We start from the raw sequence: 25,131 nt of genomic DNA on the forward strand, positions 1-25,131 counted from the left end.
TTATTCCCTTTGTAACGGAGCTGTAATTTCAAGTCCTTTAGCTCCCATGGTAATGGTTTTTGTCCAGGTTCTATAGCCAGGCATGGTAATAACAATAGTATGGCTTGTGCCGGCTGCCAAATTGGTGGTGATAACAGGTGTCACACCAGCTTTGCGCCCATCAATTGTGACAGCACCTCCGCGTGGGTTGGAATCCACACGCAATTTGCCGCTACCACTTTTTTCCACAACGGTATCGGGAGAGGGAGTGACAGGGGGTTTATTGGGTGTGGGCTTAGGTGTTGGAGGCGGAGTCACAGGTTCTGGCTTTTTGTCCAAAGTAAAACTGAGTGTTTTTACTTCTCCTCCAGCAATGGTGAGTGTGTTTGATTGTGGCAAATAGCCATTTTTTGAAACCTGAATAATATAGGTGCCCGGTTTTAATGTAATACCACTAAGATTTTCCTGTTTTTTATCGTTAATGGTAACACTTGCTCCATCAACATTGGTACTGATTGTGAGCGTTGCCTCTACAAACTGTGGGTCGGGAATAAAAATAAAAGTATAGGGTTTTAAACTGCTGGCTGCTGTGATGGCCTGTTCAATGGGTAGGTATTGGGGTAACACTAGTTTTAGCGTAAAAGTTTTTCCTTCAGGAATATCGTTGAGCTGTGCCGGTGTTTTAAGCCCGGTATCGGCATTATCTACCATAATCATGGCCCCTGGTGGGGTAGAGGCTATTTTAATATCCACTAAAACAGGAGCAGGGGGTGTTTCATCAACAGGTGGAGGAGTGACTGGAGGTAGTGGAGGTTCTTCTACAACAAGAGGTGGCTCTTCTACAACAGGAGGCTTTTCTACAACCGGGGTTTTGTTTCTTAGATAGAAAAAATATGAAAGTAGCCCGCCTAAAACAATAAAGACCACCATCCACAATACTAAACGAATGGCAGAAGAAGACGAGTTTTGAATGTGGGCATCGGTGGAGGTGTTTTCTTTAATGGGCATGATCCCGTCGCCATGATCTAAATCTTCGGGCTTAATATCGCTTTCGGGTTTGGTGGTATCTTGTAAAATAGGCAATTCCACGCTTTCGTTATGAGCCAAAATTTCTTCCTGGCTTTTCATTTTATTTATCAGCATGGAGCGTGTTTGATTTTCAGTTTCACGATCTATTTTGGTTTGCTGCTTGCGAATTTTAAGTTCGGTTTGAAATGTTTTTTGAATAAAGCTACCCAACTGCTTGGGAGAAAAATCGTCGTATTTAGAATAAAGTAATTTGGTTAAAGCAATTTGCAAATCACCAGCGCTCTCAAAACGGTTTTCGGGGTTTTTGGCCAAAGCTTTAATAAGCAACGGGCGCACTTCCTTGGGGATTTTAGAATTTAAATTTTCATCGGAAAAAACAGAGTCTCTAATTTTGGCCAAAATATCAAACTGACTTTCTCCAGTAAAAAGGCGCTCGCCTGTAATCATTTCGTACAACAAGATGCCGGTGGAATAAATATCGGTTCTGCCGTCAATAGAATTACCCGAAGCCTGCTCAGGAGACATATAGGTAACCTTGCCTTTTAATATACCGGCTGTGGTGTGAGATACATTCATGGCCGCTTTGGCAATACCAAAGTCCACAATTTTGGTTTCACCTTCAAAAGAAATTAAAATATTTTGAGGTGAAATATCCCGGTGTACAATTTCAAGAGGCTGACCATGGTCGTCACGTTTGCTGTGGGCGTAATCAAGCCCGCTGGCTATTTCGGAAGCCATAAACAAAGCGAGAGGTAGAGGGATTGATTGGTTAAGTTCTTTAGAACGATTAATAACTTCGCGTAAATTCACACCATCAATATATTCCATGGAAATGTAATAATCGTCACCCACCTTGCCCAAATCGTAAATTTGCACGATGTTGGTATGCGAAAGCTTAACAACAAGCTTGGCTTCGTCGGTGAGCATGGCAATAAATTCTTTATCGGCGGAATAATTGGGGAGAATTTTTTTGATAGCGAGCAGCTTTTCAAAACCGTCTACGCCAAAGGTTTTGGCCTTGTAAATTTCGGCCATGCCGCCAACGGCGATGCGCTCCATCAAGAAATATTTGCCAAATGGTTTAGGTTCAAAAGCCATATCTATTGTAGGGGCTTACGTAGCCCCCTCCATCGGCAATCCCACAGAGACAAATTTGTGAGCCGGATGGAGTCTCCCCGTCAACGCCCCGTTGGGGCTGGTTATCTAAAAGAAAAATAAAATCACACCAATAACAAGCACCACCACCAAGGCAATAAGACCATAAATGATGAGCATTTCAGGGCTTTTGTTAGGCCCTTTATTTCCAACAATTTTATTTACGTTTACCACATGCTGGGTAACGGTTATCTCGCCATCGGTAGTTTCTTTTTTATCGTCAACAGGTTTAGCCTCGTCTTTAAACAGAGCTGGGTTTAAAGGGATGGTAACCTGTAAAATGTTGTCTCGCGTTAAATTGGCCACCTTTAAGGGGTCGCCACTTTTTAAATCTTTTATTTGTAGTGCGGCCATTCGCGAAATAGCCAAAAACGCCGGAGCAATTTTTTCTCCATTTTTAAGCGTTAAATCAATTCTTAAGAGGGAAGGATCGGTTTTTAAATTGACCTTCCGGTAATAAATGACCTCAATATCATCCACCGGGATTTGGATATTTTTTTTCCATAGTTTGCTTTTATCAAGCAAGAGCTTCCAGTCGGTTTTATCGCTTAAACCCTGAAAATTATCCTGTTGGCCACCATCTTCCTGTTCCCGGTCTTTTTGAGACTCGGCAGAGGCGTCCACACGCAGATAATCGGTTTCCCTTAATTTATCGATACGCTCAACCACAAGCCTCCCAACAGAAATAATCCCGCTAAATGGCACAAGTTTCTTATCGAAAAATGGTTATATTCTAACGGAAAATTTTTCGTAAGAGATTAAAATTGTACGGTTAGTTTGGTAAAACCGCAAGGAAAAACATTGGGTTGTAAATCTGTGGGGAGTCGATTCCCCTAAGGCTGGTTACCATATTTAAGTTTGATGCCAATATCCATCAAACTACCGGAAATGAAGGTATCGATGAAAACCAGTGTTATGACAACAAGCATAGGGGTAAAATCGATGCCGCTACTGTAGAAAAAGCGGGGTAAAACGCGGCGGAGTTTGGAAAATACGGGCTGGGTAGCACCATATAAAAAGCGCACAATAGGGTTATAGGGATCGGGGCGCACCCAGCTGATGATAATGGCACCCACAATAACAAAGGTGTACATGTTGATGAGCATGCTTAAGACTTTGGCTAGAGCGATGAGTAGATTTCCTAAAATGGGCATTAGCGTAACTCCTTGGCGCGTTGGGTAGCCCGTTTAACGCAGGCCACAACTGTTTCTTTAAACCCTTTTTCGGCCAGTTTTGCCAGGCCGGCTTCGGTGGTGCCCCCTTTGGAGGCTACTTTGGCAATGAGGTTTTCGGCCGTGTCTTTAGAACGAATAAAAAGTTCGGTAGCTCCTTGTATTGTTTTTATGGCCAAATTCTTTGCTGTATCAGGACTAAGCCCGGCTTCGATACCTCCGCTAATCAGCGCATCGATAAAACTATAAACATAAGCAGGGCCACTGCCCGAAAGGCCGGTGACGGCATCGAGCAAATTCTCGTCTTTTACTTCCAGCACATCGCCTACCGATGCAAAAATCTTTTTCGTTATTTGTTTGTCGGCGGGCTTGCAGTTGTGGTTGGCATAAAAGGCTGTGGCACCCAAGCCAATTAAAGCCGGGGTATTGGGCATGAGGCGCACCACGCGGCAATGGCCGCCAAAATGAGTCTCAAAAGCGCCAGTCGTTTTACCCGCTAAAATAGAGAGGATAAGGTGTTTGGGAGTTACAGAGGAACGTACTGCTGCAGACAATTCATCCAAATTCTGTGGTTTTACAGCAATAAGAACAGCAGCAGTTCCTTTAAAAACATCGGTTATCTGAGAAGCGAGTGTAATCTTATATTTTTTCTTTAATTTTTTAGCTTTGGTTTGGTCTACATCAAAACCAATAATATCACTCCCTTTAAAAAGAGCTTTTTTCGATTTTGTTTTGGTGGTGATGCCCGAAAGAATGGCCTCGGCCATGTTTCCTAATCCAATGATGCCTAATTTCATGGCTCGTAATATAGTCGGCTTCTTAAAGAAAACAATTGTTATTTCCCGCCATAACCAATAAACCGGCGCTGGATATTTTATGAACAAAACAATTTATACCACACCCATTATTCGCCATTGTTTATATGCAATCGGTTGGCTTTTTTTAAAAATTGCCGGTTGGAAAACTGAGGGGAAACCTCCAATTCTTGATCAATACGTTTTGATAGCCGCGCCTCACAAATCAAATTGGGATTTCCCTTTTGCATTGGCCATCGCCTTTGTATCGGGCATTGAAGTGAAATGGATGGGCAAGATAGAAATGTTCCGCTGGCCTTTTGGTGGTTTTTTTAAATGGCTGGGTGGTATTCCTGTTGATCGCAGCAAAAAATTAAATTTGGTTGAGCAAACCGTAGCCTCGTTCAAAAAATATAGTAAATTAATTGTAATGATTCCTCCCGAGGGTACTCGCCAAGCCGTAGAAAAATGGAAAACGGGTTTTTATTATATTGCGCATGGTGCCGGCGTTCCTATTTGCGCAGCCTTTGTAAACTATAAGCAAAAAGTGGGTGGCTTTGGCCCGCTGTTTTATACATCAGGCAATATTGAAGCTGATATGAAAGAGATGCAGGGTTTTTATGGTCGGTTTATTTCTTAATTACGCTTCCCAAAAATAGCCGTACCTACACGAATCATTGTAGCTCCTTCTTCTATCGCTACTTTAAAATCGTGGCTCATGCCCATGGATAGCTCGCTTATCTGGTTTTTATCCGCCAGTTGTTTCATTGTTTTAAAATACGGTCGTGATTTTTCGGGATCTTGTTCTGGCGGCGGGATACACATGAGACCCGTAATTTTAATGTGGGAGAGAGCCGAGCATTCTTTTAAAAGAATGGGAAGATCATCTGGATTTATGCCCGATTTTGTTTTTTCTTCTTCTACCATCACCTGAATCAAACATTCCTGAACAATATTCAGTTTAGCAGCCTGCTTGTTAATTTCTTTTGCCAGCTTTAAAGAATCAAGCGTGTGGATTAAAACAGTTTTGCCTATAACGTCTTTTACTTTGCGACTTTGCAGATGGCCTATAAAGTGAAAGCGAATATCGGGTTGGTATTTTTCTATCAATTCGTGTGTGTAATTCTCTCCAAAATCGTTTTGACCGGCTTGTTTTGCTTCTAAAATAGCAGTGATGGGTTTTGTTTTGGATACGGCAATGAGTGTAATGCTTTCCGGGTTGCGGCTGCACGCGGCACAAGCTTCTTTTATTTCTTTTTTAATTTTTTCTAGATTCTGGGCAATCATTACCGCGGCATTTGCTTAAGCGTTCTAAACATGAGTGTTTTTTCGGCGTTGTATAAAATGAGATTATGGTTTTTGCGGGTTACATTATAGGTTCCCAAAAAAAACTCGCACGGGTCGGCATCTTTTTTAATGCGGATAGTTTGCTTTTTCTTGTCAAATTTGTAGCTTGCCGTGCAGGTGCGGGCGTAGTCGCGGTTGGTAGAATCGGGAAAATAAATAAATGCGCCATCGGGCTGAAAATCGGCCGTGCCATGGTCGCCGCCTTCAAAAAATATCTGGTAATGATTGGTGATGGTTTCAAGCATTAAGGGTTCGGCTTTAGCGCTTAACGATAAAAAGATTAAAATGAGAAAAAAGGATATTTTGTGAATATTCATAGGGGTTGATTTTAGAAAATCAAAAGTCAAAAAGCCAGCTAAAGTTTTTTGTATATTATTGCAATGACATCAAAATTACGTTTGATCTTTTATGCAGTCCTCCTGGCTTATTTTACAGGTCCTTGGATACGGTAACCAGAAAATCGGATATCTCAACAACTCCCGGAGCCTCTGCCAGTAAATGAAAAGAAAAAGAACTGCGTGCTTCCCTGCTGGTTATTTCAAATGTAACATCCCCCGATTCTCCTTCGTGCAGGGTTTCAAGCTTTGGAATTTTTTCATTAATTTCCTGCTCGGCCTGTTTAAGAAACAGGCTCAGGCCCAGCCCCTCGGGAGGCGCTTTGTGAACGGTCCATTTAATGTGTACTTTCGTTTTCGATTTTTCCGGAAAATCAAGATAAAGGGCTCCTGTTAAATTGTCGGCCCATTGGTCTTTCCAGGCTCTTTTGATGATTTGTTTTTTGCCGGTTGAAAACTGGTACGATACTTCGTTTGTAAGTCGTGAAAGATTGTTATCCAGCCACTGGGCCTGTTCAATCCATATTTTTGAATTTACAAATTCCTGACCGCTACAATAGGAAGGGCCAATAATTGAATGGCTATCACATTTCTGGCATTTCCCCATATAGGTGCATTCAATACGTTGGCCATTTTCATCCAGCCAGCGCAGACGATCGGCTGTAAAAGATACCAGAATTCTGGGCTTGGTATAATTTCTAAAAATGCTTCTGCCCTTAAGCGATGGTAAAATTTCCAATTTCAGATAATCGAGCACCGATAAAGTAATATCTAACAAACCGTAATTGCCACTTTTAAGCTTGGGCAGTTTTGTATTCTCTGGTGCAAACACAATTAAAGGAACCCAGCTGCTCGACCAATCGCCAAGCTCTGTTCCATGCGATTCGTCTGCGGTAAGAATAACCAGAGTATTTTCTAAAAATCCCTTCTTTTTTAGATTATCCATAAAATGGCTGATAGCCATGTCGAGAAAAGCGATAGAAGCCTGTTTTCTATCCCAGTAGTTTTTGGCAAACTCATCACTTACTTCGTAGGGATGATGGGTTCCCACGGTTAATAATGTCAGTAACCACGGTTTTCTGGAGTTTTTTATGGTGTCCAGATAGGTGAGGGCCCCGTCAAAAAAAGTTTGATCATCAACTCCCCATTGGCGATTTTCGGATTTGTTACTGTCAAACCATTCCAGTCCATGTACTTCGTCAAAGCCAATGAGCGGCATGAACTTATCCTTACCCATAAACGATAATCCGGATGCTTGCAGATAGTGCGTAGTATAGCTATTTTTTTTAAGTTGGTTAGGTAGGCATAACGATGCCTGTTGCGGGACATTTTGTAACTGGGTAGCTTTAGGTGTGCTCCACGAGAGCTTGCTTACATCCGAGCACAGCATGGCATATAATCCACGGATAGTTTGATGGCTGTGTGCTACAAAATCGGGAACCACCATGGCTTGTTTTGACAAATTACTTAACAAGGGCATTTCATTTTGAGGTTGAGGCAGGTTAAAAAAATGTCGGGATTGTGTAATATAGCTTCCCGGAATACCCTCCATGGCGATGATAAGTACATTTTTTGCCTTACCTTTTTTAAAGTAGCGTGTTCCATTTAAATCACGATGCAGAATATCTTCGCTAATTGTGGCCGGACTGTTTTGTTTGCTGGCCAGAGGATGAATAAACAGCCAGTGCAAAGGATTGTATTGGGCATAAATATTAGAATTGAAGTTTTTTGAAAAAAGATAGGTATGGCATGCAAGAAGTACAAAAATAGAGGCGCAAACTATCATTAAATGATGTTTGATTTTTCGGACGGTATTCAGTTGTGGCATGAGGATTAGCGCAAAAAAACCGAGTCCAAAGAGCAAAAGATGATTTTCTGTAACAAGCCTTAGCGTAAAAAGACTGTTGTTAATAAAAACAGCGTCATCCAAATACAGCAGGTCGGGCCATGATGGTAGCCGTAGCATGGCTTTAAATAATTCAAACCCCGCTGCATTTGCACAAAACCATAACAGTAAAATAGGCCACTTAAACCGACGTTTTAAAGATATAAGCGGATAAAAGAAAATAAATGCAATGAGTGCATCCGAAAAAAAGCCGGCCAGGTTACCATACCCCAATTGATACCGTATATAGGCGGGTAAGCCCGCCAGAATTAAAAGCGTGGCAAGGGCAATTCCAAAATAAAAGATGCTTTTTTTATGCACAGAAGGGGACTACATTTTTTTAAACAGGACATCAATGAAAGGATTTGGAAAAGCGGCGGTTTAGAAGCGGTAATTGTGACTAAAAAAACCCCTTTTCAACTAAAAAAAAGCATGTTAGCGCACTAGGCTTTCTTGCTAGGGCTGTGTGTTTACAGTCTTATGGCTATAAAAATTTTAAGGAGAATAAAGCAATGGGTACGGCAAACAAGCGTTTTAAACTGGAAGATCAAGGTATTACAGGTGTTAAAAAGGTATATTGGGATTTAAATGCAGCAGAATTATATGAAGAATCCCTCAAAAGAGGCGAAGCTTGGGTAACCGAAGATGGTGCCTTACTGGCCGAAACCGGCAAATACACTGGCCGTTCCCCTAACGATAAATTTACCGTAAAAGAACCCAGCTCCGAAGCCAATGTATGGTGGGGTAAAGTAAACAAGCCCTTTGATGCCGCTAAATTTGATGCCTTGGAAGCCCGCGTTTTAGAGCACCTCAAGGGAAAAGAAGTTTTTGTACAAGATTGTTATGGTGGTTGCGATAAAACGCACCGTTTGCCCATTCGTATTATTAACGAATTTGCCTGGCACAATCTTTTTGCTCGCAACATGTTTGTGCGTATCGACGACAAAGCCGAACTTGAAAATCATAAACCTGAATATACCGTGATTTACGCTCCGACTTTTAAAGCCGACCCTGCCCGTGACGGTACCAATTCGGAAGCTTTCATTATTCCTCACTTTGGCAAAAAGCGTATTATCATCGGCGGTACCAGCTATGCCGGTGAATGTAAAAAATCAGTTTTTGCTCTTCTCAACTACATCTTGCCTCTTAAAGGTGTGTTGTCCATGCACTGCTCGGCCAATATTGGTCGCGATGGTGATACAGCCGTTTTCTTTGGTTTATCGGGTACCGGTAAAACCACTCTCTCGGCCGATCCTGATCGTGCTTTAATTGGTGATGATGAACACGGCTGGAGCGATGAAGGTGTGTTTAACTTTGAAGGCGGTTGTTATGCAAAAGCCATCAAGCTTAACAGAGAAGCTGAACCCGAAATTTATGATTGCGTAGAACGCTTTGGAACTATTTTGGAAAACGTGGTGATGGATAAAAACACCCGTAAAATTGATTTAGATGATGCGACCTTGGCTGAAAACACCCGCGCTTCGTATCCTATTAATTTTATTCCTAACGCCGTTCCTAGTGGCCGTGGTGGAATTCCCAAAACCATCATCATGCTTACTGCCGATGCTTTTGGTGTTTTACCTCCTGTAGCTAAACTTACTTCGGCTCAGGCTATGTACCACTTCCTTTCTGGCTATACCGCAAAAGTAGCTGGTACTGAACGTGGTGTAAAAGAACCTCAAGCTACTTTTAGCCCCTGTTTTGGTGGACCGTTCATGACTTTGCACCCTGGTGTTTATGCCAAATTGTTGGGCGAAAAAATTGCTCAAAATAAAGTGGAATGTTATTTGGTGAACACCGGCTGGAGTGGTGGACCTTATGGTGTTGGTAATCGCGTTCCTATTAAAGTATCGCGCGCTATCGTTAAGGCTGCTCTCTCGGGCGCTCTTAAAAATGTTAAAACTGTAAAAGATCCTGTGATGGGGCTCGAAGTTCCCACCGAATGTCCTGGTGTAGCTGATACTTCTATTTTAAATCCTCGTAACACATGGGCTGATAAAGCTGCTTACGACGATAAAGCCAAGCACTTGGCTGGATTATTCAGAGAAAACTTTAAGCAGTATGCTGAAGGGGTATCTGAAGAAATCCGTAACGCCGGTCCTATTGGATAAGCGGCGGTGATAAACAAACCAGTTTGCCTTTTTATTTTTTTCTAAAACATGGAGTCCATCTATAAGATGACGCCCTCACAGTTCATATAAAAATTGTACTGGGTGGAAGGGTGAGGGCTTTTAGGGTTGGCCGCACGTTTTAGAAAAAAATAAAAAGGCAAACTGGTTTGTTTAAAGAAAAAAAGAGAAAAAAACGAGAGTACGAACGTACGAAGTCACGAACGCACGATCAATTATAATTGATATTAGCCGGTTTCTGTTCAAACAGATAATGAGCCGGAACTTTTTCGAATACCTTCCAAAAGCGTTCCATAATGAACATGTGGCCAATTGTGATGCGCAGGAAACCGTTTAATTGCGGGATCATGCTGCGGTCGCGGACGAAGACGTTGTTTTTTGCTAAAAAGTCTACAACACCTTGAGGGTTGGCTACTTTAAGTAAGATAAAGTTAGCGGGGGTTTCGTGAACAAATAATCCCATGTTCCGCATTTTGCCAGAGAGCCACGAGCGGGCGCTATTTACTTCGGATACGTAGCGTTCCATATGTTCAACGTCATCTAAAGCTGCACTAGCAGCAACTTGAGCCAGCGAGTTGATATTTTTACCCACGCGAATTTTGTTGATGGCTTCCAAGTTATTAGCCTGAGTTAATACATAGCCGCAACGAAGACCGGCCAAGCCAAATGCTTTGGAAAAAGAACGGGTAACAATAAGATTGGAATAAAACGGTACTAAATGAGCCATGCTATGGTTACAAAATTCGAAATATGCTTCGTCTACAATAACAAGTGCCTGACCTTTAGCTTTATCTAAAATATTTTTGATTTCACGTTCATTATACAAGAGGCCTGTGGGGTTATTGGGGTTAACAATATAAACAATTTTTGTTTTATCGGTAATGGCATTTAAGAGGGCATCTACTTTGGTTACAAAAGGAGATGGCCCAAAAACAGGAACAAGCGTGGCATCACACGATTCGGCATACAAACGGAAATGATCGTAAGCGGGCATGCACAGGGCAACTTCATCGCCATGAGTTAAATAAGTTTTACAGATGGTTTCTAAAGCATTGTCCGATCCATTAAAAGTTTGGATCATTTCAGTAGGAAGACCGGTGTATTTGGATAATTTTTCAATCAGCGTGGTAGAGTTGATATCTGGGTACCAGTTAAGCTGAGATTTTTGAACGAATTCGATGAGACTACCGGTTACATGAGGAGACGGGGTAGAGGTGGATTCGTTAGAATCCAGCTTCATAATACGAGCGCCTTTTTCAAAAAGTTCGCCTGTATGCCGGCCGTTGATATAGGGTTTTAACCTGCCAATAGATTCTTTTGATGAAATCATAAATTGAATTTCTGCCCCTTACGTACCGCTTAGACCGACCCCTTGTTTTCGGCTCATCTTTAAAAATGTTGCTAAGGTTTTTCCCTGTTTTTTTAAGTGAACAACAAGGAAGTTATTTGTACAAATAAGTGCGCCGAGTGTACTTATCCGCAAAATATTTTCAAGGCCAAAAAGTGGCATTTTTGTGAAAAATAAAGCATTTATAAGTAATATCAATAGTTTATTTAGCCTATTTTTTATGCGACGTATAAAAAAGGGCAGGGATTTTATGACGGAATGCGTCAAAATAGCTTTTAAAGATAAGGAGTGATACGTTTTAAGCTTTCGTCACGTCCTAAAATGCGCAGCATATCGTAAATACCGGGGCTAATTTTTTTACCGCTTAAAGCCACACGGACAGGAGAGGCTAGTTTACCAAGGCCTAGCCCGGTATCGGCCACGAGCTTCTCAAAAAGGGCATGGATACCGTTACTCGTCCAATCCGTTAACCCTTGCAGGGCTTGTGAGACAAGGCCAAGTGCCTTTTTAGCATCCGGGCTAAAGGTTTTATCCAATAACGCCTGGTCCGGTGTAATTTTAATAAAGAAGAAATCGATCAATTCGGCCATTTCGGTGAGTGTTTTTACTTTTTCCTGAGAGGCTTTAATCGTTTGAAGGAGCAAATTTTTGTCTACACTCGTAATGCCTTTAAGCGAGAGTTGGTATTCTACTTCTGATAAAAGATCTTCAGCTTTAGCTTCACGGATATAGAGCCCATTAAGCCACAACAATTTTTCGGGGTTAAATACACCTGCCGAACCGGATACCGATTCGAGCGAAAATTTTTCAATCAGTTCTTCGCGTGTGAAGACTTCCTGATCTTTGTACGACCAACCGAGCCGCACTAAATAATTGAGAAGTGCATGCGGCAAATATCCCATTTCACGATAAGCCATCACGGAGGTAGCCCCGTGACGTTTGCTTAAACGCTTTTTATCAGCACCCAAAATCATGGGTACGTGCGCAAAGAGAGGAACAGGAAAACCAAGAGCCTCATACATTTGCAGCTGACGGGGTGTGTTGTTTAAATGATCATCGCCTCTTATAACATGCGTAATGCCCATGGTTACGTCATCCACTACCACGGTAAAATTATAGGTGGGGCTGCCATCGGTGCGCGCGATTACTAAATCATCCAATTCTTTATTAGCTACAACCACGCGTCCTTTAATTACGTCGTTAATCACGGTTTCGCCATCATCGGGCGATTTAAAACGGATGCAGTATTTAAGGCCCGCGTCTTTTTTAGCTGCTACTTCAGCATCGGAAAGTTTTAAACACGTACGGTCGTACATGGGCTTTTGCTTATTATCCTGAGCAATTTTTCTTTTGGCATCCAATTCTTCTGGGGTGCAAAAGCAGGGGTAAGCTTTTTTAGCATCCACTAATTTTTGAATGTATTCCTTATACAGGTCGAAGCGCTTGGTTTGATAAAACGGGCCTTCATCCCATTTGAGATCGAGCCAGTTCATGCCGTCCATAATGGCCTGGATGGATTCGGGGGTACTTCTCTCCAAATCGGTATCCTCAATACGCAAAATAAAAACACCGCCGTGTTTTTTAGCTAACAAGTAATTATAGAGAGCTGTACGCGCACCACCTACGTGCAAATAACCGGTAGGGCTGGGAGCGAAGCGGACGCGGAGTTTTTGGGAGTTTTCCATGATTATGGATTATTATCTTTTTTCTTTCTCTTAAACAAGAGCCAGTACATGCCAAGGCCAACTAAAATCATGGTGGCAATCTTAAAGAAATCCACCCAACCGCCCTCCGGTAAAGGAGGTAATCCTGTTGGAGACGGAACTTTTGGTTCAAACGGCAGCCAGCTCATGCGAACTATTTCTTCTTAAAAGCACGTTCGGGGCGGAATTCGCGGAGCACGCGGCCAGCTTGCCACATTTCTTGATTGGCAATGGCTTCGAGCTCTTTGTTTAAACCAGCACGATAGTTAGGATCGGAATTGGCTTTAATAGAAATGCGGGCTTCGTTGCCGGTTTCTACGCTGTTGTAACAAGCTTCAATAACCGGTTTGATGGCCGCTTCGTATTTAGGAGCCCAATCCAGAGCACCGCGTTGAGCGGTGGTGGAACAGTTCGCATACATCCAGTCCATGCCGTTTTCGGCAATTAAGGGATACAAGCTTTGAAAAGCTTCTTCGATGGATTCGTTATACGCTTCAGAGGGCGAATGACCATGAGCACGGAGTACATCGTACTGTGCTTTAATAGCACCCTGGATTAAACCCATGAGCACCGAGCGTTCGCCGGTAAGATCGCTGCGTACTTCTTTTTCAAAAGTGGTTTCAAACAAGTGGCCACTGCCAATAGCAATACCTACAGCCTGAACACGTTCTTTAGCGCGGCCGGTTGCATCTTGGAATACAGCGTAGGATGAATTGATACCACGGCCATCTAAGTAATGAGTACGTACGGTTAAACCGCTGCCTTTGGGAGCACATAAAACTACGTCTACATTTTTGGGAGGAACAATTTTGGTGTCTTCTTTAAACACGATACCAAAGCCGTGCGAGAAATAGAGACAATCGCCGTCTTTTAAGTTTTCGCGAACCATGGGCCATGCGGTAATTTGAGCAGCATCGGATAAGAGATATTGGATGATAGTGCCGCGCTTGGTGGCTTCTTCCATGGAGAACAAGTTTTTGCCTTCTACCCATCCTTCGGAAACCGCTTTATCCCAGCTGGCGCCTTTGCGGAGGCCCACAATAACGTTAAATCCCTGGTCGCGCAGGTTTAAGCTTTGGCCACGACCTTGGGGGCCATAACCTAAAATGGTGATCACTTCTTTACCCAGAATTTCCTTTAATTTGGCTTCAGGGTAATCGGTGCGTTCGATGATGGTTTCTTCAAAACCGGCAATATTAATTTTCTTCATAAGTCCTCCAAAAATTGAACTAAGCCCCCTAACATGGTCACTTTGATTAGGTCAATACTTGGTTTAGGTTTTTTTAGGCGACCAAAACAGAATAAATCGAAGCAAAATGACAGGCCGATCCGGCCAGCACAAACACGTGAAAAATACCGTGATTAAAAGGGATTTTTTTAAGCCCGTAAAAAAGAGCGCCCACCGTGTAAGCTGCGCCCCCCAACCATAAGAGGGTGAAAGCATGAGGCGAAAGGGCATAATAGAGAGGTTTTATGGCAAAAAGAGCAATCCAGCCCATTCCCACATAGCTTAAGGTGGAGATAATTTTAAAACGGCCGGTATAAAAAATTTTAAAAATAACGCCCAAAAAGGCAATGCCCCACATGATGCCAAACATGGTCCAACCCAGATTTCCTTTTAAGCCAATTAAGGTAAAGGGTGTGTACGAGCCGGCAATGAGCACATAAATAAAGGCATGATCCACAATTTTAAGAATGCGTTTCACCCGGATATTTTTAGCTTGGTGATAAAAAGTGGAAGAAGCATAGAGCGCTACCAGTGAAATGCCATAAAACAAGCTACTCATCAGGATAAGACCTTGGTTGGATAATACACCAATGATGGTGAGCGCGATCAAGCCGATAATAGCCAAAATAAAACCCGTTCCATGCGTGATGGTGTTGATGAGTTCCTCGGTTGGGGTTTCGCCCGAAACCGGACAGTATGTTTGCTGAGTTTTCATGCCCATAGCGTCTTTAGTGGATTTGTTTATAAATAGCGAGAGGTATTATCTTTACATATGCATGTAACGTGCTAAATGCTCCACATTTTTATGGGCCGATTACTTATAATTGTTATTTGTTTTGCATTTTTCCCCACATTAACATGGGCGCATCATCCGGGGCATGGCTCGAGTGGCGCGCGTCTTACGCAATATCAGGGGTTAAAAACAAAACCGGCATCGCGTGCGTTTTTTTCGTACGATTTGGCCGTGCTCGATGCCTCTATTGGTGAAGTGCATTCTTTTACCGTGGGCGGGGAATGGGCTTTTCATAAACGTTTCAGCGCTCTTATCGGTATCCCTATTACTACTATCCGCCACGATTTTGCAGCGAACCAAACGGGTTTAGGTGATATTGCCGTGGGGGGGCGTTTTCTTATTCATGATAACGAAAAAACTTTCTCATTTGCCTCCCTTGCTTTCGAAATCCCCACAGGCGATGAAAACGATGGGTTAGGACGTGGTTCTCTCGGTACCCGTATCGATTTATTGGGTGGTCTTAATTTAGGAGAGTGGTCGATCTTTGTGTCTCCTGGTATTAATTTTGGCTGGGATAGCCCGCACGAACCAGTAATCAACGTAACAGGGGGCACTTCGACGCCTCGTTTCTTAGAAAAAATTTATTTTTCTTTAGCGTTCTCCAATCAAATTTTTGCAGCGTCTGATGTGTTTAAAAACGGTTCGTTTAAAACGTATTTGGAACCGCAAATCAATTGGGTGGTGGATAAAAATGAAAAGTTAACCCTAAGCGTGCTCACGCGGGTATCTATCATGGACGAATTAGAACGTAAGAGTACCGTGACGCTGACGAGTACCAGCAATAGTCTACTGAATGACATTAAATGGAGTGTGGGCCTTGGAGCCTCATACCAGTTTTAGATAGGACATCTTATGAAATATGTTTTTGTTATTCTCATTTTGTTTAACGTAGCTTGTAGTGGTTCTTCGCTTACCGGTGTGGCGGATACAAATTTAACTGCGGATCAAAAAACAGTGATTGTGAATGTGCTTCACGAAGGCTCATCTACTTTTGATAATGATTTGGGTCTTACCGTAACACTCTCCGAAGCGTCTTTAGACTGGGGACATGTGATTCTTATCTCCGGTGGCGATGATGAAGAATGTGAAGAGGGACACGATGTGACCCTCCATGTGGAAACAGAAGAAGATTTGCTAACGCCTGAGCTTACGATGCTGAATTTAGGAACCGAAACAATTAATGATTATGCCTATTGCGGTTACCGTATTGAACTGGAGGGGTTTCATCTTGCCGGTTCCGTTTTTGACGGCGTGACCACCACTCCCTTTGATATTACCGTTGAAGATGAAATTGCCAAAGAAGCGGATTTTATGGCTAGCCATGAGGGTGTGACTATCCCACATCCTCTGCATTATCACGAAGGCCAAGTAGAGAAAGAAATTGCCTTTGTGAATGAGTATAGTCATTGGTTTGATGGTATCGATTTTTCGGAATCTGCTGATGAATTACAGGTCGAAATTATCGCTAATCTTAAATCTCATCTTGGCCAGTATTTTAGCGATGCGCACTGACGTCATCGCGGCCGAAGAGCCGCGATCGAATCTGAATCGAGATCGCGGGTCAAGCCCGCGATGACGGACTAACGAGCACGCGCCTTCACCAGATCATCTACAACTCCCGGATCGGCCAGTGTTGACGTATCGCCTAAATTATCCAAATCGTTTTCTGCAATTTTACGCAAAATGCGCCGCATGATTTTGCCGCTGCGTGTTTTAGGGAGTGCGTCTGCAAATTGCAAAATTTCGGGTTTGGCAATCGCTCCAATTTCTTTAGAAACATGACCCATTAATTCTTTTTTAAGGGTGTCGGTGGCTTCATTTCCTTTTTCTAAAGTAACAAAGGCATATAAAGCCTGTCCTTTTACCTCGTGCGGCATGGCCACTACGGCCGCTTCGGCCACGGTTTTGTGTGAGACAAGCGCACTTTCTACTTCGGCCGTGCCAATGCGATGGCCTGATACATTAACCACATCATCAATACGGCCGAGTAGCCAATAATCGCCGTCGTCATCCATACGGCAACCGTCGCCTGTAAAATATAAATTGTTATAGGTGCTAAAATAAGTATCGATAAAACGATCATGATCCCCCCAGGTGGTGCGCATGATGCCGGGCCATGGCTTTTTAATGCATAATTTGCCACCTTCGTTTTTGTTACATTCCGAAGCGTCATCGCGCAATATCACTGGTTCTACGCCAAAGAACGGACGATTAGCCGAGCCCGGTTTAAGGGTGATGGCGCCAGGGAAAGGAGCGATGAGAATTCCGCCTGTTTCTGTTTGCCACCAGGTATCCACCACAGGGCAATGTTCGTTTCCTACATTTTTGTAATACCACAGCCATGCCTCGGGATTAATGGGTTCGCCAACACTTCCAAGCAGTCGAAGACTGTTGAGCTTATATTTTTTAGGAATGCTTTCCCCAAAACGCATGAGTGTGCGGATGGCAGTGGGAGCGGTGTAGAGTATGGTCACCTTGTGTTTTTCAATCACCTGCCAAAAGCGCCCTTCATCGGGAAAGGTGGGGACGCCTTCAAACATCACGCTCGTGGCACCATTCGCAAGAGGTCCATACACAATATAACTGTGGCCTGTCACCCAGCCTACATCGGCTGTGCACCAGTAAACGTCGTTCTCTTGTAAATCAAAACAATATTTATGCGAAAGGCTGGCATGCAGCAAATAGCCTGCGGTGGTGTGGAGGACGCCTTTGGGTTTTCCGGTGGAGCCGGAGGTGTAGAGAATAAAAAGCGTATCTTCTGCTTTCATTTGTTCGGCTTGATGCTCGTTTGATTCTGTTTCTACCGCATCATGCCACCATATATCGCGTCCGCTTTGCATGGCCACCGTTCCAGGCCCGCGTTTTAAAACGAGAGCTTTAGTGACAGAAGGGGATTTAGCTAAAGCTTCATTGGCAATTTTTTTAAGAGGGATTTCTTTTCCGGCGCGATAGCCTACATCGGCCGTAATCAGCAACTTACATTCACTGTCATTCATGCGTGAGGCCAAGGCATCGGCACTAAAACCCCCAAACACAATAGAATGGATGGCGCCCACGCGGGTACAAGCCAGCATGGCAATAGCGGCTTCGGGTACCATGGGCATGTAAAGGCAAACACGATCGCCTTTTTTAATTCCCATCTTAATGAATGCATTGGCTAGTTTACAGGTGAGGGTATGGAGTTCTTTGTAAGAAATTTTTCGTACCTCTTCATCTTTTTCGCCTTGCCACAAAATGGCAATTTTATCTGGTTGTGTTGTTAAATGACGATCGAGGCAATTCACACTCACATTGAGGGACCCATCTTTAAACCAGGTGTGTTCAATTTTTCTTTTTTTGGTGTCCCAGGTGTAATTTAAACTTTGAGTGGGTTCTTTAAACCAGGTAAGCGTTTTGGCTTGTTCTATCCAAAAATTGTGGGAGTCTTTTATCGAGCGTTCGTAAAGCTTTTGATACTCCGCTTCACTTTTAACATGGGCTGCTTTTTGAAATGTTGGGGTTGGTTTTATCTTTTGCCCTTCTTGTTGCAACGATTGGATGGACTGTGTTGTCATATGAGCCTCCGGTACAGAGTAAATAACAACCAAAAGCATTTGTCATCTGATATCAAAGCCATTATGATGGCCTTTCTTCATGGCTTCTTATTTTGTTAAACGCCTCACTCTTCTTGTTCCCGTTCTTTTAACGGTAGCCACACTCGTCTTTTTTTTAATGCGTCTTATCCCCGGTGACCCTGTGGATTTTATTTTGGGTGAAAATGCTTTGCCGACGGATCGTGCCAAGCTTGTCGAAGCCCAGCATTTTGATAAACCGGTTTTTGAACAATACACACTTTATCTTAAAGATTTAATCAAAGGTGATTTGGGAGTATCTTTTTTTGGCCAAAAGAAAGTAACTACTCTTATTGCCGAGCGCTATCCTGCGACATTACAACTGGCCATCATGGCGATGTGTTGGGGGATGATGATTGCGTTTCCGTTAGGGCTTTTAAGTGCGCTTAAAAAAGGACAAATATCAGATAAACTTGGTTTGTTTTTTTCACTCTTGGGTATTTCTCTTCCGGGTTTTTATTTGGGGCCACTTCTTGTTTTAGCTTTTTCAATCCGTCTCGATCTCTTGCCAGTTTCCGGACGTGAATTGCCCGGTTCGGTGATTCTCCCTAGTTTAACAATGGGTCTGGGTCTAGCAGCTTTCCTCACACGCATGATTAGGTCTTCTGTGCTCGATGTGATGAAGCTTGACTACGTGCGTACCGCCCGCGCTAAGGGCTTATCCTTTTACAAAATTTTATTAAAACATATCGTCCGTACAGCTTTAGTGCCGGTGGTGGCCGTGATGGGGCTGCAGTTTGGTACGCTTTTGGCGGGAGCGATTATTACCGAAAAGATTTTTTCGTGGCCGGGATTGGGCAGTCTTTTAATCGAAAACATCTCGCGGCGTGATTATTCGGTGGTGGAAGGTTGCGTGATGGTGATTGCGGTGTCGTATGTGTTGGTGAATCTTATCACCGATATTATTTACACAAAATTGGACCCTAGGATTGAATTAAAATGAAGAGTAACCCCCTCCCGTCCTCCCCCTTACTCTAAGGGGGAGGGGTGTGTGTTAGCAAGTCCTCCTCCCTTAAGGTAAGGGAGGAGACAGAGGTGGGTTATTCTTTGCTTGAACTAAGAATGAAATTTTTTGCTTACACTCTTGCTCTACTCTTAGTAGCGGCCTTCATCGCTGGCCCCTTTGTGGCTCCCTATGCGCCTCAATCCTTCGAGCTCAAAAGTCAGATGCAGACGCCAACGCACGACCATGTGTTGGGCACCGATGAATTGGGGCGGGATATTTTGAGCCGTTTGCTCTACGGTGCGCGGGTTTCCCTGGGGATTGCTTTTGTTGTTGTTAGTATCAGCCTCAGTGTTGGTTTGTTGATGGGTTTTATTTCAGGATATTTTGGGGGATTGTGCGATAAAATTTTTATTGCTATCTCCGACGTATTTCAGGCTTTTCCTGGATTTTTGTTGGCCATTGCGTTGGCGGCTTTTTTACCTCCCAGTATTCTTAATGTAATTTTTCTCTTAAGTTTTGTGGGTTGGGTGGGTTACGCGCGTTTGGCGCGGGCGCAGGTGATGGGTTTAAAAGAGCGGGAGTTTTTACAGGCAACAAAGGCGTTAGGCGTGCCGTTACCCCGTGTTTTTTTTCTGCATGTGCTGCCCAATATTGCGGGCCCCATTTTGGTTCAGGCGGCTTTTGGAATGGCGGGAGTAATTTTGGTGGAATCGAGCCTTAGCTTTTTGGGGCTGGGGCTTCCGGTAACGGTGCCCAGTTGGGGAAAAATGCTGGATAGTGGCACGGGTTTGTTACTCGCAGCCCCTCATATTTCTATTTTCCCGGGTTTGGCTATTATGGTATCGGTTTTAACCTTTAATTTATTAGGGGACACCTTGCGTGATCGGTATCAGCGCTAGCAGCCTCTCGTCATCCCGGACTTGATCCGGGATCCAGGTTGTAGTTTGTGGCCCGGCTCCGGTGTTAAAATTTTATTTTATTCTAAAACAAAATGTCCTCTATAAGATGACGTCCTCACAATTTCTGGGAAGATAAGCTTATGGGTGATAGGGTGAGGACTTAAAAGTGGGCCGCATGTTTTAGAATAAAATAAAATTTTAACACCGGAGCCTCAGAGGCTTAGCGGTAATTTTTTGGTGAGCGAGAAGAAGAATGAAAAAACAAATTAACATAGGATCCAACATCATCACCGGTTTTGGCGGTTTAGAAATTAACGATACCGTTAAAACCCTTATTAAAAAATATCGCGTAGCCGGATTTATTTTGTTTAAGCGCAATATTCAAAGCCCCAAACAAGTTAAAAAATTAATTGCCGATTTACAAAAGCTGGCCGACTACCCGCTCTTTTTTGGTGTGGATCAAGAAGGTGGCAATGTGTTTCGTTTGGGAGCGCCCTTTACGCAGTTTCCGGCCATGGTGGAAGTGGGCAATTATTATAACCGCACCAAAGATTTAAAAACGATTAAAGCCATAGCGCAAGTGATGGCTAGAGAATTAAAAGCCGTAGGCTTTAACTGGGATTATGCACCTGTGGTGGATGTTCATTCTAACCCGCTTAATCCTATCATCGGACGCCGCGCCTTTTCGCCCGATCCGGTTGTGGTGACAAAATGCGCCGAAGCCATGATTAAAGGTTTTCATGAAGAAGGTGTGCTTTCATGTATTAAACATTTTCCAGGGCATGGTGGTACCTCCGTCGACTCGCATTTGGATTTGCCCACCATCGATTCGGCAGGCCGCTTGTTGTGGAAACGGGATATTTTTCCTTATCGCAAGCTCATCAAAGCACGTTTAGCGCCAACCCTCATGACAGCCCACGTGCTTTATAAAGATTTAGACCGTAAACATCCGGCTACTTTGTCCAAACGCATTTTGCATCACCTTTTGCGCAGGCGTATGGGATACAAAGGTGTGATTGTATCGGATGATTTTTATATGAAGGCTATTGCCGATAGATACGGATTTGTAGATGCGTTAACGCGCTTTTTTATGGCGGGGGGCGACATCGCCCTTTTATGCCATCAAGAAGATAAAAATGTGGTTATTTTAGACGAGCTGAATGCGGCGCTGAACAATAATGCTGATTTTGGGAAAAAGATAAAGCAGGCGCAAAAGCGTATCAGTTTACTAGCCAAAAAATTCCTAAAACCCGTTAAAAAACCTTCTCTCACGGTCTTGGGCAGTAAAGCTCATCTTAAAATTGTAGAAAAAATTTCACTGTAATTTCACTTTTTGCTCACAAAGAATGAGTAGGGCATAAATTTTATGAGTGTTGCTAAAAAAATTATTGCTGAATTTTTGGGGACTTCCTTTTTGCTTTGCACCGTTGTGGGTTCGGGCATTATGGGCGAAGAGTTAGCTGGTGGTAATACGGCCATCGCTCTTTTAGCCAACAGTTTGGCTACGGGTTGTTCGCTGGTGGCTCTCATTTTAATTTTTGCTCCATTATCAGGAGCACATTTTAATCCAGTGGTGACACTAGCATCTGTTATCCATAAAGAATTATCAGCATTACGGGCCCTTAGTTATATTGTGGCGCAAGTAACGGGAGCTTTTGTAGGCGTGTGGGCGGCCCACTTTATGTTTTTAAAACCCATCATCATGGCGTCGCAGCACATTCGTACGGGTAGTGCTCAATGGTTAAGCGAGGGAATTGCCACCTTTGGCTTATTAGCAGTGATTCACGGATGTAAACGCTACAGTGTTCCGGTTATTGCCTCTACTGTCGGAGCTTATATTACGGCCGCTTATTGGTTTACATCCTCCACCTCATTTGCAAATCCTGCCGTTACGTTAGCGCGCTCCTGTACCGATACTTTTTCGGGAATACGTCCGGTGGATGTTCCTCAATTTATTATTGCTCAAGTGGTAGCCGCTATCTTAGCAACACTTTTATTTAGATGGTTGGGAAAGGAGGACACATGTCCTCAAAAATAATACTCTTTGCCTGTGTGCATAATGCCGGACGTTCACAAATGGCCGCGGCATTTTTTAATTTTTTTGCTGATCCCCATAAAGCGATTGGTATTTCGGCTGGGACTCAGCCGGGTAGTGCTGTTCATCCGATGGTGATGGAAGTGATGAAAGAAGCGGGTATTGATCTCTCGCAAGCCAAACCCCAATTACTCACCGATGAATTGGCGCGTTCGGCTTCTTTACTCATTACCATGGGTTGCGGAGAAGCGTGTCCGGTGGTGCCAGGGCTAAAGCGTGATGACTGGCCGCTTACCGATCCTAAAAATTTGCCGATTGAGGACGTGCGCAAGATTCGTGATGAGATCCGAACGCATGTACAAAAGTTAATCGAAAAAGAAAAACTAACTTAACAGATTATTGTTTTCCTAAATCCAAAAACGGCAAAGTTCCACCACTGAGCATATAATTGGGCAATTCCCCGTTCCATTTTTTTACTGCTTCTAATTTAATGAGATCCTGGTTTTCTTTTAAGGCCGCCGATTGAATACGAATGGCTTCGGCTTCACCTTTAGCTTGGGCTACACGTTGGTCGGCTTCAATCGTAATACGACGTAAATCGTTCTCGGCTTTTAAGGCATTTTGCTGGGCTACTTGTTTTTCTTCCACGGCATGTTCATATGCATCCGAAAAATCAAAATTCACAATGGAAAAATCATCCACCAAAATATGGCGGGGGTGGAGGCGTTCGGTAAGTGCTTTGGTAATGGCATCTTTTACTTTGGGGCGTTCAGACACAAGTTCGGCTGCGGTAAACTGCGCGGTAGCCGATTTTACCGATTCTTGAATGGCCGGTGCAATTACTCTAAATTCGTAGTCCGATCCAATTTCTTGTAAGAGGCGTTGTACAGTTGCAGGGTCTAAATGATAGTTAAGTGCAATGCGTGTATCTACGTTTTGTAAATCTTTAGAGAAGGATGGTGCATCTACTTCTACTTTCTGGGTTTTCACGTCAATAATTTCAATTTTTTCCATCATGGGGACTTTAAAATGGAGCCCTTCGCCCAATACTTTATCTTGCACGGCGCCTAAGCGAACAACCACGCCGCGTTCACCAGGGCCCACTAATGAAAAGGGGCTAAAAGAAAAAATAGCGATAAGAATAATAATGGCAAAAATAATAGTTGTGACGGTTTTTTTTGCTCCTTCGGGATTCATAGAGTCTCCTTATGTTGAGGTGTAGAGGATTTAGATAAAAGTTTTAGTTTAGATTGTCTGCTTTTAGAAGTAGTGGTTTTGGGTGAAAACGACTCTCTAAAAGCCGGGGGCGTAGTTTGTTCTGTGAGTTTTTCTATAAGTTTGCCCATAACCTGGCCTGTTTTTGTTAAAATTTGAGATTTATACAGTTTGGCAATTGTTTTTTTTCGTTTTTCAGTCAATTTTTGAATTTTATCCTTAAAATCTGTAAGTTTTTGGCTTTTTTCATCTATTTTATGAATTTTTGATAGGAATTTTTTAATTTTTTTTAGGTTTTTGCGTGCTTTTTTAAGGGTTTTAGAGCTTTCAATGCTAGAGGCTTCTTTAAGCATGGTTCTGGCTTGAGAGATAAGTTGTTTTAATTGGTTAAGGGAGTCACTCGATTTTTTGGAAAAATCTTTGGGGAGAAACTCGTTAATTTTTTGGAGTACAGCTAAAAGAGAAAGGCTGGGTTGGGTTAGGCTTGTAGTAGACTGTTGAGTTGGTTCAAGCATGGTTTTTCTGCGCCCTTAATGTTTACGCATTAAGGACAGCATTTTTCTAAGCGTTCCGACTGCATCTGCAGCCGGAACGCAAAGAAAAATGCGGAGAAGGAGGGATTTACACTTCGTGTTGGATCCCCAAGGTTATTGATCCCTTTCGGGATCGCTATTCTAGTTTTCTCCTATGCGGTGTTTTCGGAACACCTGTCGAACTTTACAATAAAATTCGCGCTGCATTTGTTATAGATGGTGCGGCGCGAGAACTCAAAGACAAAATTGCTCCGCGTTAAAGAAAATTGGCTCAGGTTTTTTTTGAGAACAATACGCGCGCTTGAATGCAAACGCGTGCACAAACCGTTCTGAGGCAAAACCCGCGCCACTTCGCCTTCGCTCAGCGTCACGGCTTTTGCTCCCTGCCCCGCAACGCGGGGCAACCCGCCAGAGGCTGGCAAGCAGGCCCGCCCGTTCCTCGCCAGGGTTTCCGGAAGAATCGGAAGATTGTGCAAAGCTCCTCCCCAAACCCCTCCGCTTTGCACACCAACATCGTCGCATTTTTATTTTTAAGGTGCCGTCCATTTCAGGTCCTGGATTGTTTTTTAAAAGTGCTCTGAACTGGGGGTGCGCAAAGTTGGGCAATCCTTATTCCGTCCGTGCTTGGTTTACGGTTCCAGCCAGCTCGGGCCTGGTCCGGCCCGGGTCGTGGCCAGTCGCCTGCGGCGTGGCCTACTTGCCCCCACCCACCCGTGGGAACCCGCCTTTCGGCCGCCCACCCCTATTTAAGGCGGGGAACGGCCAAGCCTTCGGCTTGTGCCTCGGCACACTTAGCACAATTTACGGGTTGATTTTTTTGTCTGTTTTACGTAAATTGTTCTTGTGCCGTCCTTAACTCCTAAGTCCGAATACAAAACTTTAGTTACCGATCTTACGGAAATCATGCGGCAAGGCTTAGAAGCGGCGAATGCGATTCGCCTTAAAACCTACTGGCAGATGGGTCGGCGTTTGGCCAAGTCCAAAGAATTGGCTAA

24 protein-coding genes are annotated in these 25,131 nt (G+C 43.5%); 9 read left to right on the forward strand and 15 right to left on the reverse strand.

Translation table 11 applies throughout. From position 1 onward, the window contains the following. The 4 genes from K1X76_08445 to proC all read right to left on the reverse strand — a co-directional run bounded on the left by K1X76_08445 (position 1) and on the right by proC (position 4,132). Complete coding sequence (locus tag K1X76_08445; protein MBX7149103.1) at positions 1-2,106, reverse strand: protein kinase; 2,106 nt, start codon at positions 2,104-2,106, stop codon at positions 1-3. A 105-nt stretch (positions 2,107-2,211) separates the two neighbouring features. Then, a complete protein-coding gene (locus tag K1X76_08450) occupies positions 2,212-2,868 on the reverse strand; it encodes a hypothetical protein (protein ID MBX7149104.1) in 657 nt (218 codons plus the stop codon). A 128-nt stretch (positions 2,869-2,996) separates the two neighbouring features. Further along, on the reverse strand, positions 2,997-3,317 hold the full coding sequence (locus tag K1X76_08455; protein ID MBX7149105.1) for a YggT family protein: 321 nt from the start codon (positions 3,315-3,317) through the stop codon (positions 2,997-2,999). Further along, entirely contained in the window at positions 3,317-4,132 is an 816-nt protein-coding gene (gene proC, locus K1X76_08460; protein ID MBX7149106.1) for a pyrroline-5-carboxylate reductase, read from the reverse strand. The genes K1X76_08455 and proC overlap by 1 nt, the downstream gene beginning before the upstream one ends. A 79-nt stretch (positions 4,133-4,211) precedes the next feature. On the opposite strand from proC, the gene K1X76_08465 reads away from it, so the two are divergent. After that, positions 4,212-4,769, forward strand: coding sequence for a lysophospholipid acyltransferase family protein (locus K1X76_08465; GenBank protein MBX7149107.1), 558 nt, complete (start codon positions 4,212-4,214; stop codon positions 4,767-4,769). Here the strand turns inward: K1X76_08465 and K1X76_08470 are convergent. The 3 genes from K1X76_08470 to K1X76_08480 all read right to left on the reverse strand — a co-directional run bounded on the left by K1X76_08470 (position 4,766) and on the right by K1X76_08480 (position 8,017). Further along, the gene (locus K1X76_08470) at positions 4,766-5,416 is read right to left on the reverse strand and encodes a YggS family pyridoxal phosphate-dependent enzyme (GenBank protein ID MBX7149108.1); all 651 of its coding nucleotides are present in this window, start codon (positions 5,414-5,416) and stop codon (positions 4,766-4,768) included. The genes K1X76_08465 and K1X76_08470 overlap by 4 nt on opposite strands. Then, positions 5,416-5,793 (reverse strand): hypothetical protein, encoded by a 378-nt coding sequence (locus tag K1X76_08475; GenBank protein ID MBX7149109.1) that lies wholly within the window; start codon positions 5,791-5,793, stop codon positions 5,416-5,418. The genes K1X76_08470 and K1X76_08475 overlap by 1 nt, the downstream gene beginning before the upstream one ends. A 112-nt stretch (positions 5,794-5,905) precedes the next feature. Then, positions 5,906-8,017 (reverse strand): LTA synthase family protein, encoded by a 2,112-nt coding sequence (locus K1X76_08480; GenBank protein ID MBX7149110.1) that lies wholly within the window; start codon positions 8,015-8,017, stop codon positions 5,906-5,908. Between the two features lie 191 nt (positions 8,018-8,208). Between K1X76_08480 and K1X76_08485 the strand changes: the two genes are divergently transcribed. Beyond that, positions 8,209-9,807, forward strand: coding sequence for a phosphoenolpyruvate carboxykinase (locus K1X76_08485; GenBank protein ID MBX7149111.1), 1,599 nt, complete (start codon positions 8,209-8,211; stop codon positions 9,805-9,807). A gap of 229 nt (positions 9,808-10,036) precedes the next feature. Here K1X76_08485 and hisC read toward each other — a convergent pair whose 3' ends face one another. The 5 genes from hisC to K1X76_08510 all read right to left on the reverse strand — a co-directional run bounded on the left by hisC (position 10,037) and on the right by K1X76_08510 (position 14,819). Next, complete coding sequence (gene hisC, locus K1X76_08490) at positions 10,037-11,155, reverse strand: histidinol-phosphate transaminase (GenBank protein MBX7149112.1); 1,119 nt, start codon at positions 11,153-11,155, stop codon at positions 10,037-10,039. 293 nt (positions 11,156-11,448) lie between these two features. After that, the gene (gene gltX, locus K1X76_08495; GenBank protein MBX7149113.1) at positions 11,449-12,858 is read right to left on the reverse strand and encodes a glutamate--tRNA ligase; all 1,410 of its coding nucleotides are present in this window, start codon (positions 12,856-12,858) and stop codon (positions 11,449-11,451) included. Between the two features lie 2 nt (positions 12,859-12,860). Beyond that, positions 12,861-13,025: a hypothetical protein gene (locus tag K1X76_08500; protein ID MBX7149114.1), complete on the reverse strand. Its 165-nt coding sequence runs from the start codon at positions 13,023-13,025 to the stop codon at positions 12,861-12,863. Positions 13,026-13,030: 5 nt separating this feature from the next. Beyond that, a complete protein-coding gene (ilvC, locus tag K1X76_08505) occupies positions 13,031-14,086 on the reverse strand; it encodes a ketol-acid reductoisomerase (protein ID MBX7149115.1) in 1,056 nt (351 codons plus the stop codon). A gap of 73 nt (positions 14,087-14,159) precedes the next feature. Next, complete coding sequence (locus K1X76_08510; GenBank protein MBX7149116.1) at positions 14,160-14,819, reverse strand: hemolysin III family protein; 660 nt, start codon at positions 14,817-14,819, stop codon at positions 14,160-14,162. A gap of 75 nt (positions 14,820-14,894) precedes the next feature. Here K1X76_08510 and K1X76_08515 point away from each other — a divergent pair, with 75 nt between their 5' ends. Both K1X76_08515 and K1X76_08520 read left to right on the forward strand, forming a co-directional pair. Next, positions 14,895-15,737: a hypothetical protein gene (locus tag K1X76_08515; GenBank protein MBX7149117.1), complete on the forward strand. Its 843-nt coding sequence runs from the start codon at positions 14,895-14,897 to the stop codon at positions 15,735-15,737. Positions 15,738-15,749: 12 nt separating this feature from the next. Further along, a complete protein-coding gene (locus K1X76_08520) occupies positions 15,750-16,409 on the forward strand; it encodes a hypothetical protein (GenBank protein MBX7149118.1) in 660 nt (219 codons plus the stop codon). A 68-nt stretch (positions 16,410-16,477) separates the two neighbouring features. Here the strand turns inward: K1X76_08520 and acs are convergent, their stop codons facing one another. Beyond that, complete coding sequence (gene acs / locus K1X76_08525; GenBank protein MBX7149119.1) at positions 16,478-18,451, reverse strand: acetate--CoA ligase; 1,974 nt, start codon at positions 18,449-18,451, stop codon at positions 16,478-16,480. 79 nt (positions 18,452-18,530) lie between these two features. Between acs and K1X76_08530 the strand changes: the two genes are divergently transcribed. From K1X76_08530 to K1X76_08550, 5 genes are all read left to right on the forward strand, one after another. Beyond that, entirely contained in the window at positions 18,531-19,451 is a 921-nt protein-coding gene (locus K1X76_08530; protein MBX7149120.1) for an ABC transporter permease, read from the forward strand. A 119-nt stretch (positions 19,452-19,570) separates the two neighbouring features. Beyond that, positions 19,571-20,353 carry an ABC transporter permease gene (locus K1X76_08535; GenBank protein MBX7149121.1) on the forward strand — a complete coding sequence of 261 codons (783 nt, stop codon included), beginning with the start codon at positions 19,571-19,573 and terminating at the stop codon, positions 20,351-20,353. Positions 20,354-20,606: 253 nt separating this feature from the next. Then, positions 20,607-21,677 (forward strand): beta-N-acetylhexosaminidase, encoded by a 1,071-nt coding sequence (nagZ, locus tag K1X76_08540; protein ID MBX7149122.1) that lies wholly within the window; start codon positions 20,607-20,609, stop codon positions 21,675-21,677. A gap of 42 nt (positions 21,678-21,719) precedes the next feature. Next, on the forward strand, positions 21,720-22,391 hold the full coding sequence (locus tag K1X76_08545; protein MBX7149123.1) for an aquaporin family protein: 672 nt from the start codon (positions 21,720-21,722) through the stop codon (positions 22,389-22,391). Further along, positions 22,376-22,780 carry an arsenate reductase ArsC gene (locus tag K1X76_08550; protein ID MBX7149124.1) on the forward strand — a complete coding sequence of 135 codons (405 nt, stop codon included), beginning with the start codon at positions 22,376-22,378 and terminating at the stop codon, positions 22,778-22,780. The genes K1X76_08545 and K1X76_08550 overlap by 16 nt, the downstream gene beginning before the upstream one ends. A gap of 4 nt (positions 22,781-22,784) precedes the next feature. Here the strand turns inward: K1X76_08550 and K1X76_08555 are convergent, their stop codons facing one another. Both K1X76_08555 and K1X76_08560 read right to left on the reverse strand, forming a co-directional pair. Beyond that, a complete protein-coding gene (locus K1X76_08555; protein MBX7149125.1) occupies positions 22,785-23,585 on the reverse strand; it encodes a prohibitin family protein in 801 nt (266 codons plus the stop codon). Beyond that, complete coding sequence (locus K1X76_08560) at positions 23,582-24,118, reverse strand: hypothetical protein (GenBank protein ID MBX7149126.1); 537 nt, start codon at positions 24,116-24,118, stop codon at positions 23,582-23,584. The genes K1X76_08555 and K1X76_08560 overlap by 4 nt, the downstream gene beginning before the upstream one ends. Positions 24,119-25,131 lie beyond the last annotated feature (1,013 nt).

The sequence above is a fragment of the bacterium genome, assembly GCA_019695305.1.
Classification (GTDB): Bacteria; UBA10199; UBA10199; order UBA10199; family JAIBAG01; genus JAIBAG01.

What these genes read in the sequence shown, in the direction of transcription:
- K1X76_08445 (MBX7149103.1), bottom strand. Translation starts at nt 2,106, where the DNA reads ATGGCTTTTGAACCTAAACCATTTGGCAAATATTTCTTGATGGAGCGC.
- acs (MBX7149119.1), bottom strand. Translation starts at nt 18,451, where the DNA reads ATGACAACACAGTCCATCCAATCGTTGCAACAAGAAGGGCAAAAGATA.
- K1X76_08470 (MBX7149108.1), bottom strand. Translation starts at nt 5,416, where the DNA reads ATGATTGCCCAGAATCTAGAAAAAATTAAAAAAGAAATAAAAGAAGCT.
- K1X76_08560 (MBX7149126.1), bottom strand. Translation starts at nt 24,118, where the DNA reads ATGCTTGAACCAACTCAACAGTCTACTACAAGCCTAACCCAACCCAGC.
- K1X76_08500 (MBX7149114.1), bottom strand. Translation starts at nt 13,025, where the DNA reads ATGAGCTGGCTGCCGTTTGAACCAAAAGTTCCGTCTCCAACAGGATTA.
- K1X76_08520 (MBX7149118.1), top strand. Translation starts at nt 15,750, where the DNA reads ATGAAATATGTTTTTGTTATTCTCATTTTGTTTAACGTAGCTTGTAGT.
- K1X76_08550 (MBX7149124.1), top strand. Translation starts at nt 22,376, where the DNA reads ATGTCCTCAAAAATAATACTCTTTGCCTGTGTGCATAATGCCGGACGT.
- K1X76_08530 (MBX7149120.1), top strand. Translation starts at nt 18,531, where the DNA reads ATGGCTTCTTATTTTGTTAAACGCCTCACTCTTCTTGTTCCCGTTCTT.
- ilvC (MBX7149115.1), bottom strand. Translation starts at nt 14,086, where the DNA reads ATGAAGAAAATTAATATTGCCGGTTTTGAAGAAACCATCATCGAACGC.
- K1X76_08535 (MBX7149121.1), top strand. Translation starts at nt 19,571, where the DNA reads ATGAAATTTTTTGCTTACACTCTTGCTCTACTCTTAGTAGCGGCCTTC.
- K1X76_08465 (MBX7149107.1), top strand. Translation starts at nt 4,212, where the DNA reads ATGAACAAAACAATTTATACCACACCCATTATTCGCCATTGTTTATAT.
- nagZ (MBX7149122.1), top strand. Translation starts at nt 20,607, where the DNA reads ATGAAAAAACAAATTAACATAGGATCCAACATCATCACCGGTTTTGGC.
- gltX (MBX7149113.1), bottom strand. Translation starts at nt 12,858, where the DNA reads ATGGAAAACTCCCAAAAACTCCGCGTCCGCTTCGCTCCCAGCCCTACC.
- K1X76_08455 (MBX7149105.1), bottom strand. Translation starts at nt 3,317, where the DNA reads ATGCCCATTTTAGGAAATCTACTCATCGCTCTAGCCAAAGTCTTAAGC.
- K1X76_08475 (MBX7149109.1), bottom strand. Translation starts at nt 5,793, where the DNA reads ATGAATATTCACAAAATATCCTTTTTTCTCATTTTAATCTTTTTATCG.
- K1X76_08555 (MBX7149125.1), bottom strand. Translation starts at nt 23,585, where the DNA reads ATGAATCCCGAAGGAGCAAAAAAAACCGTCACAACTATTATTTTTGCC.
- K1X76_08510 (MBX7149116.1), bottom strand. Translation starts at nt 14,819, where the DNA reads ATGAAAACTCAGCAAACATACTGTCCGGTTTCGGGCGAAACCCCAACC.
- proC (MBX7149106.1), bottom strand. Translation starts at nt 4,132, where the DNA reads ATGAAATTAGGCATCATTGGATTAGGAAACATGGCCGAGGCCATTCTT.
- K1X76_08515 (MBX7149117.1), top strand. Translation starts at nt 14,895, where the DNA reads ATGCTCCACATTTTTATGGGCCGATTACTTATAATTGTTATTTGTTTT.
- K1X76_08485 (MBX7149111.1), top strand. Translation starts at nt 8,209, where the DNA reads ATGGGTACGGCAAACAAGCGTTTTAAACTGGAAGATCAAGGTATTACA.
- K1X76_08545 (MBX7149123.1), top strand. Translation starts at nt 21,720, where the DNA reads ATGAGTGTTGCTAAAAAAATTATTGCTGAATTTTTGGGGACTTCCTTT.
- hisC (MBX7149112.1), bottom strand. Translation starts at nt 11,155, where the DNA reads ATGATTTCATCAAAAGAATCTATTGGCAGGTTAAAACCCTATATCAAC.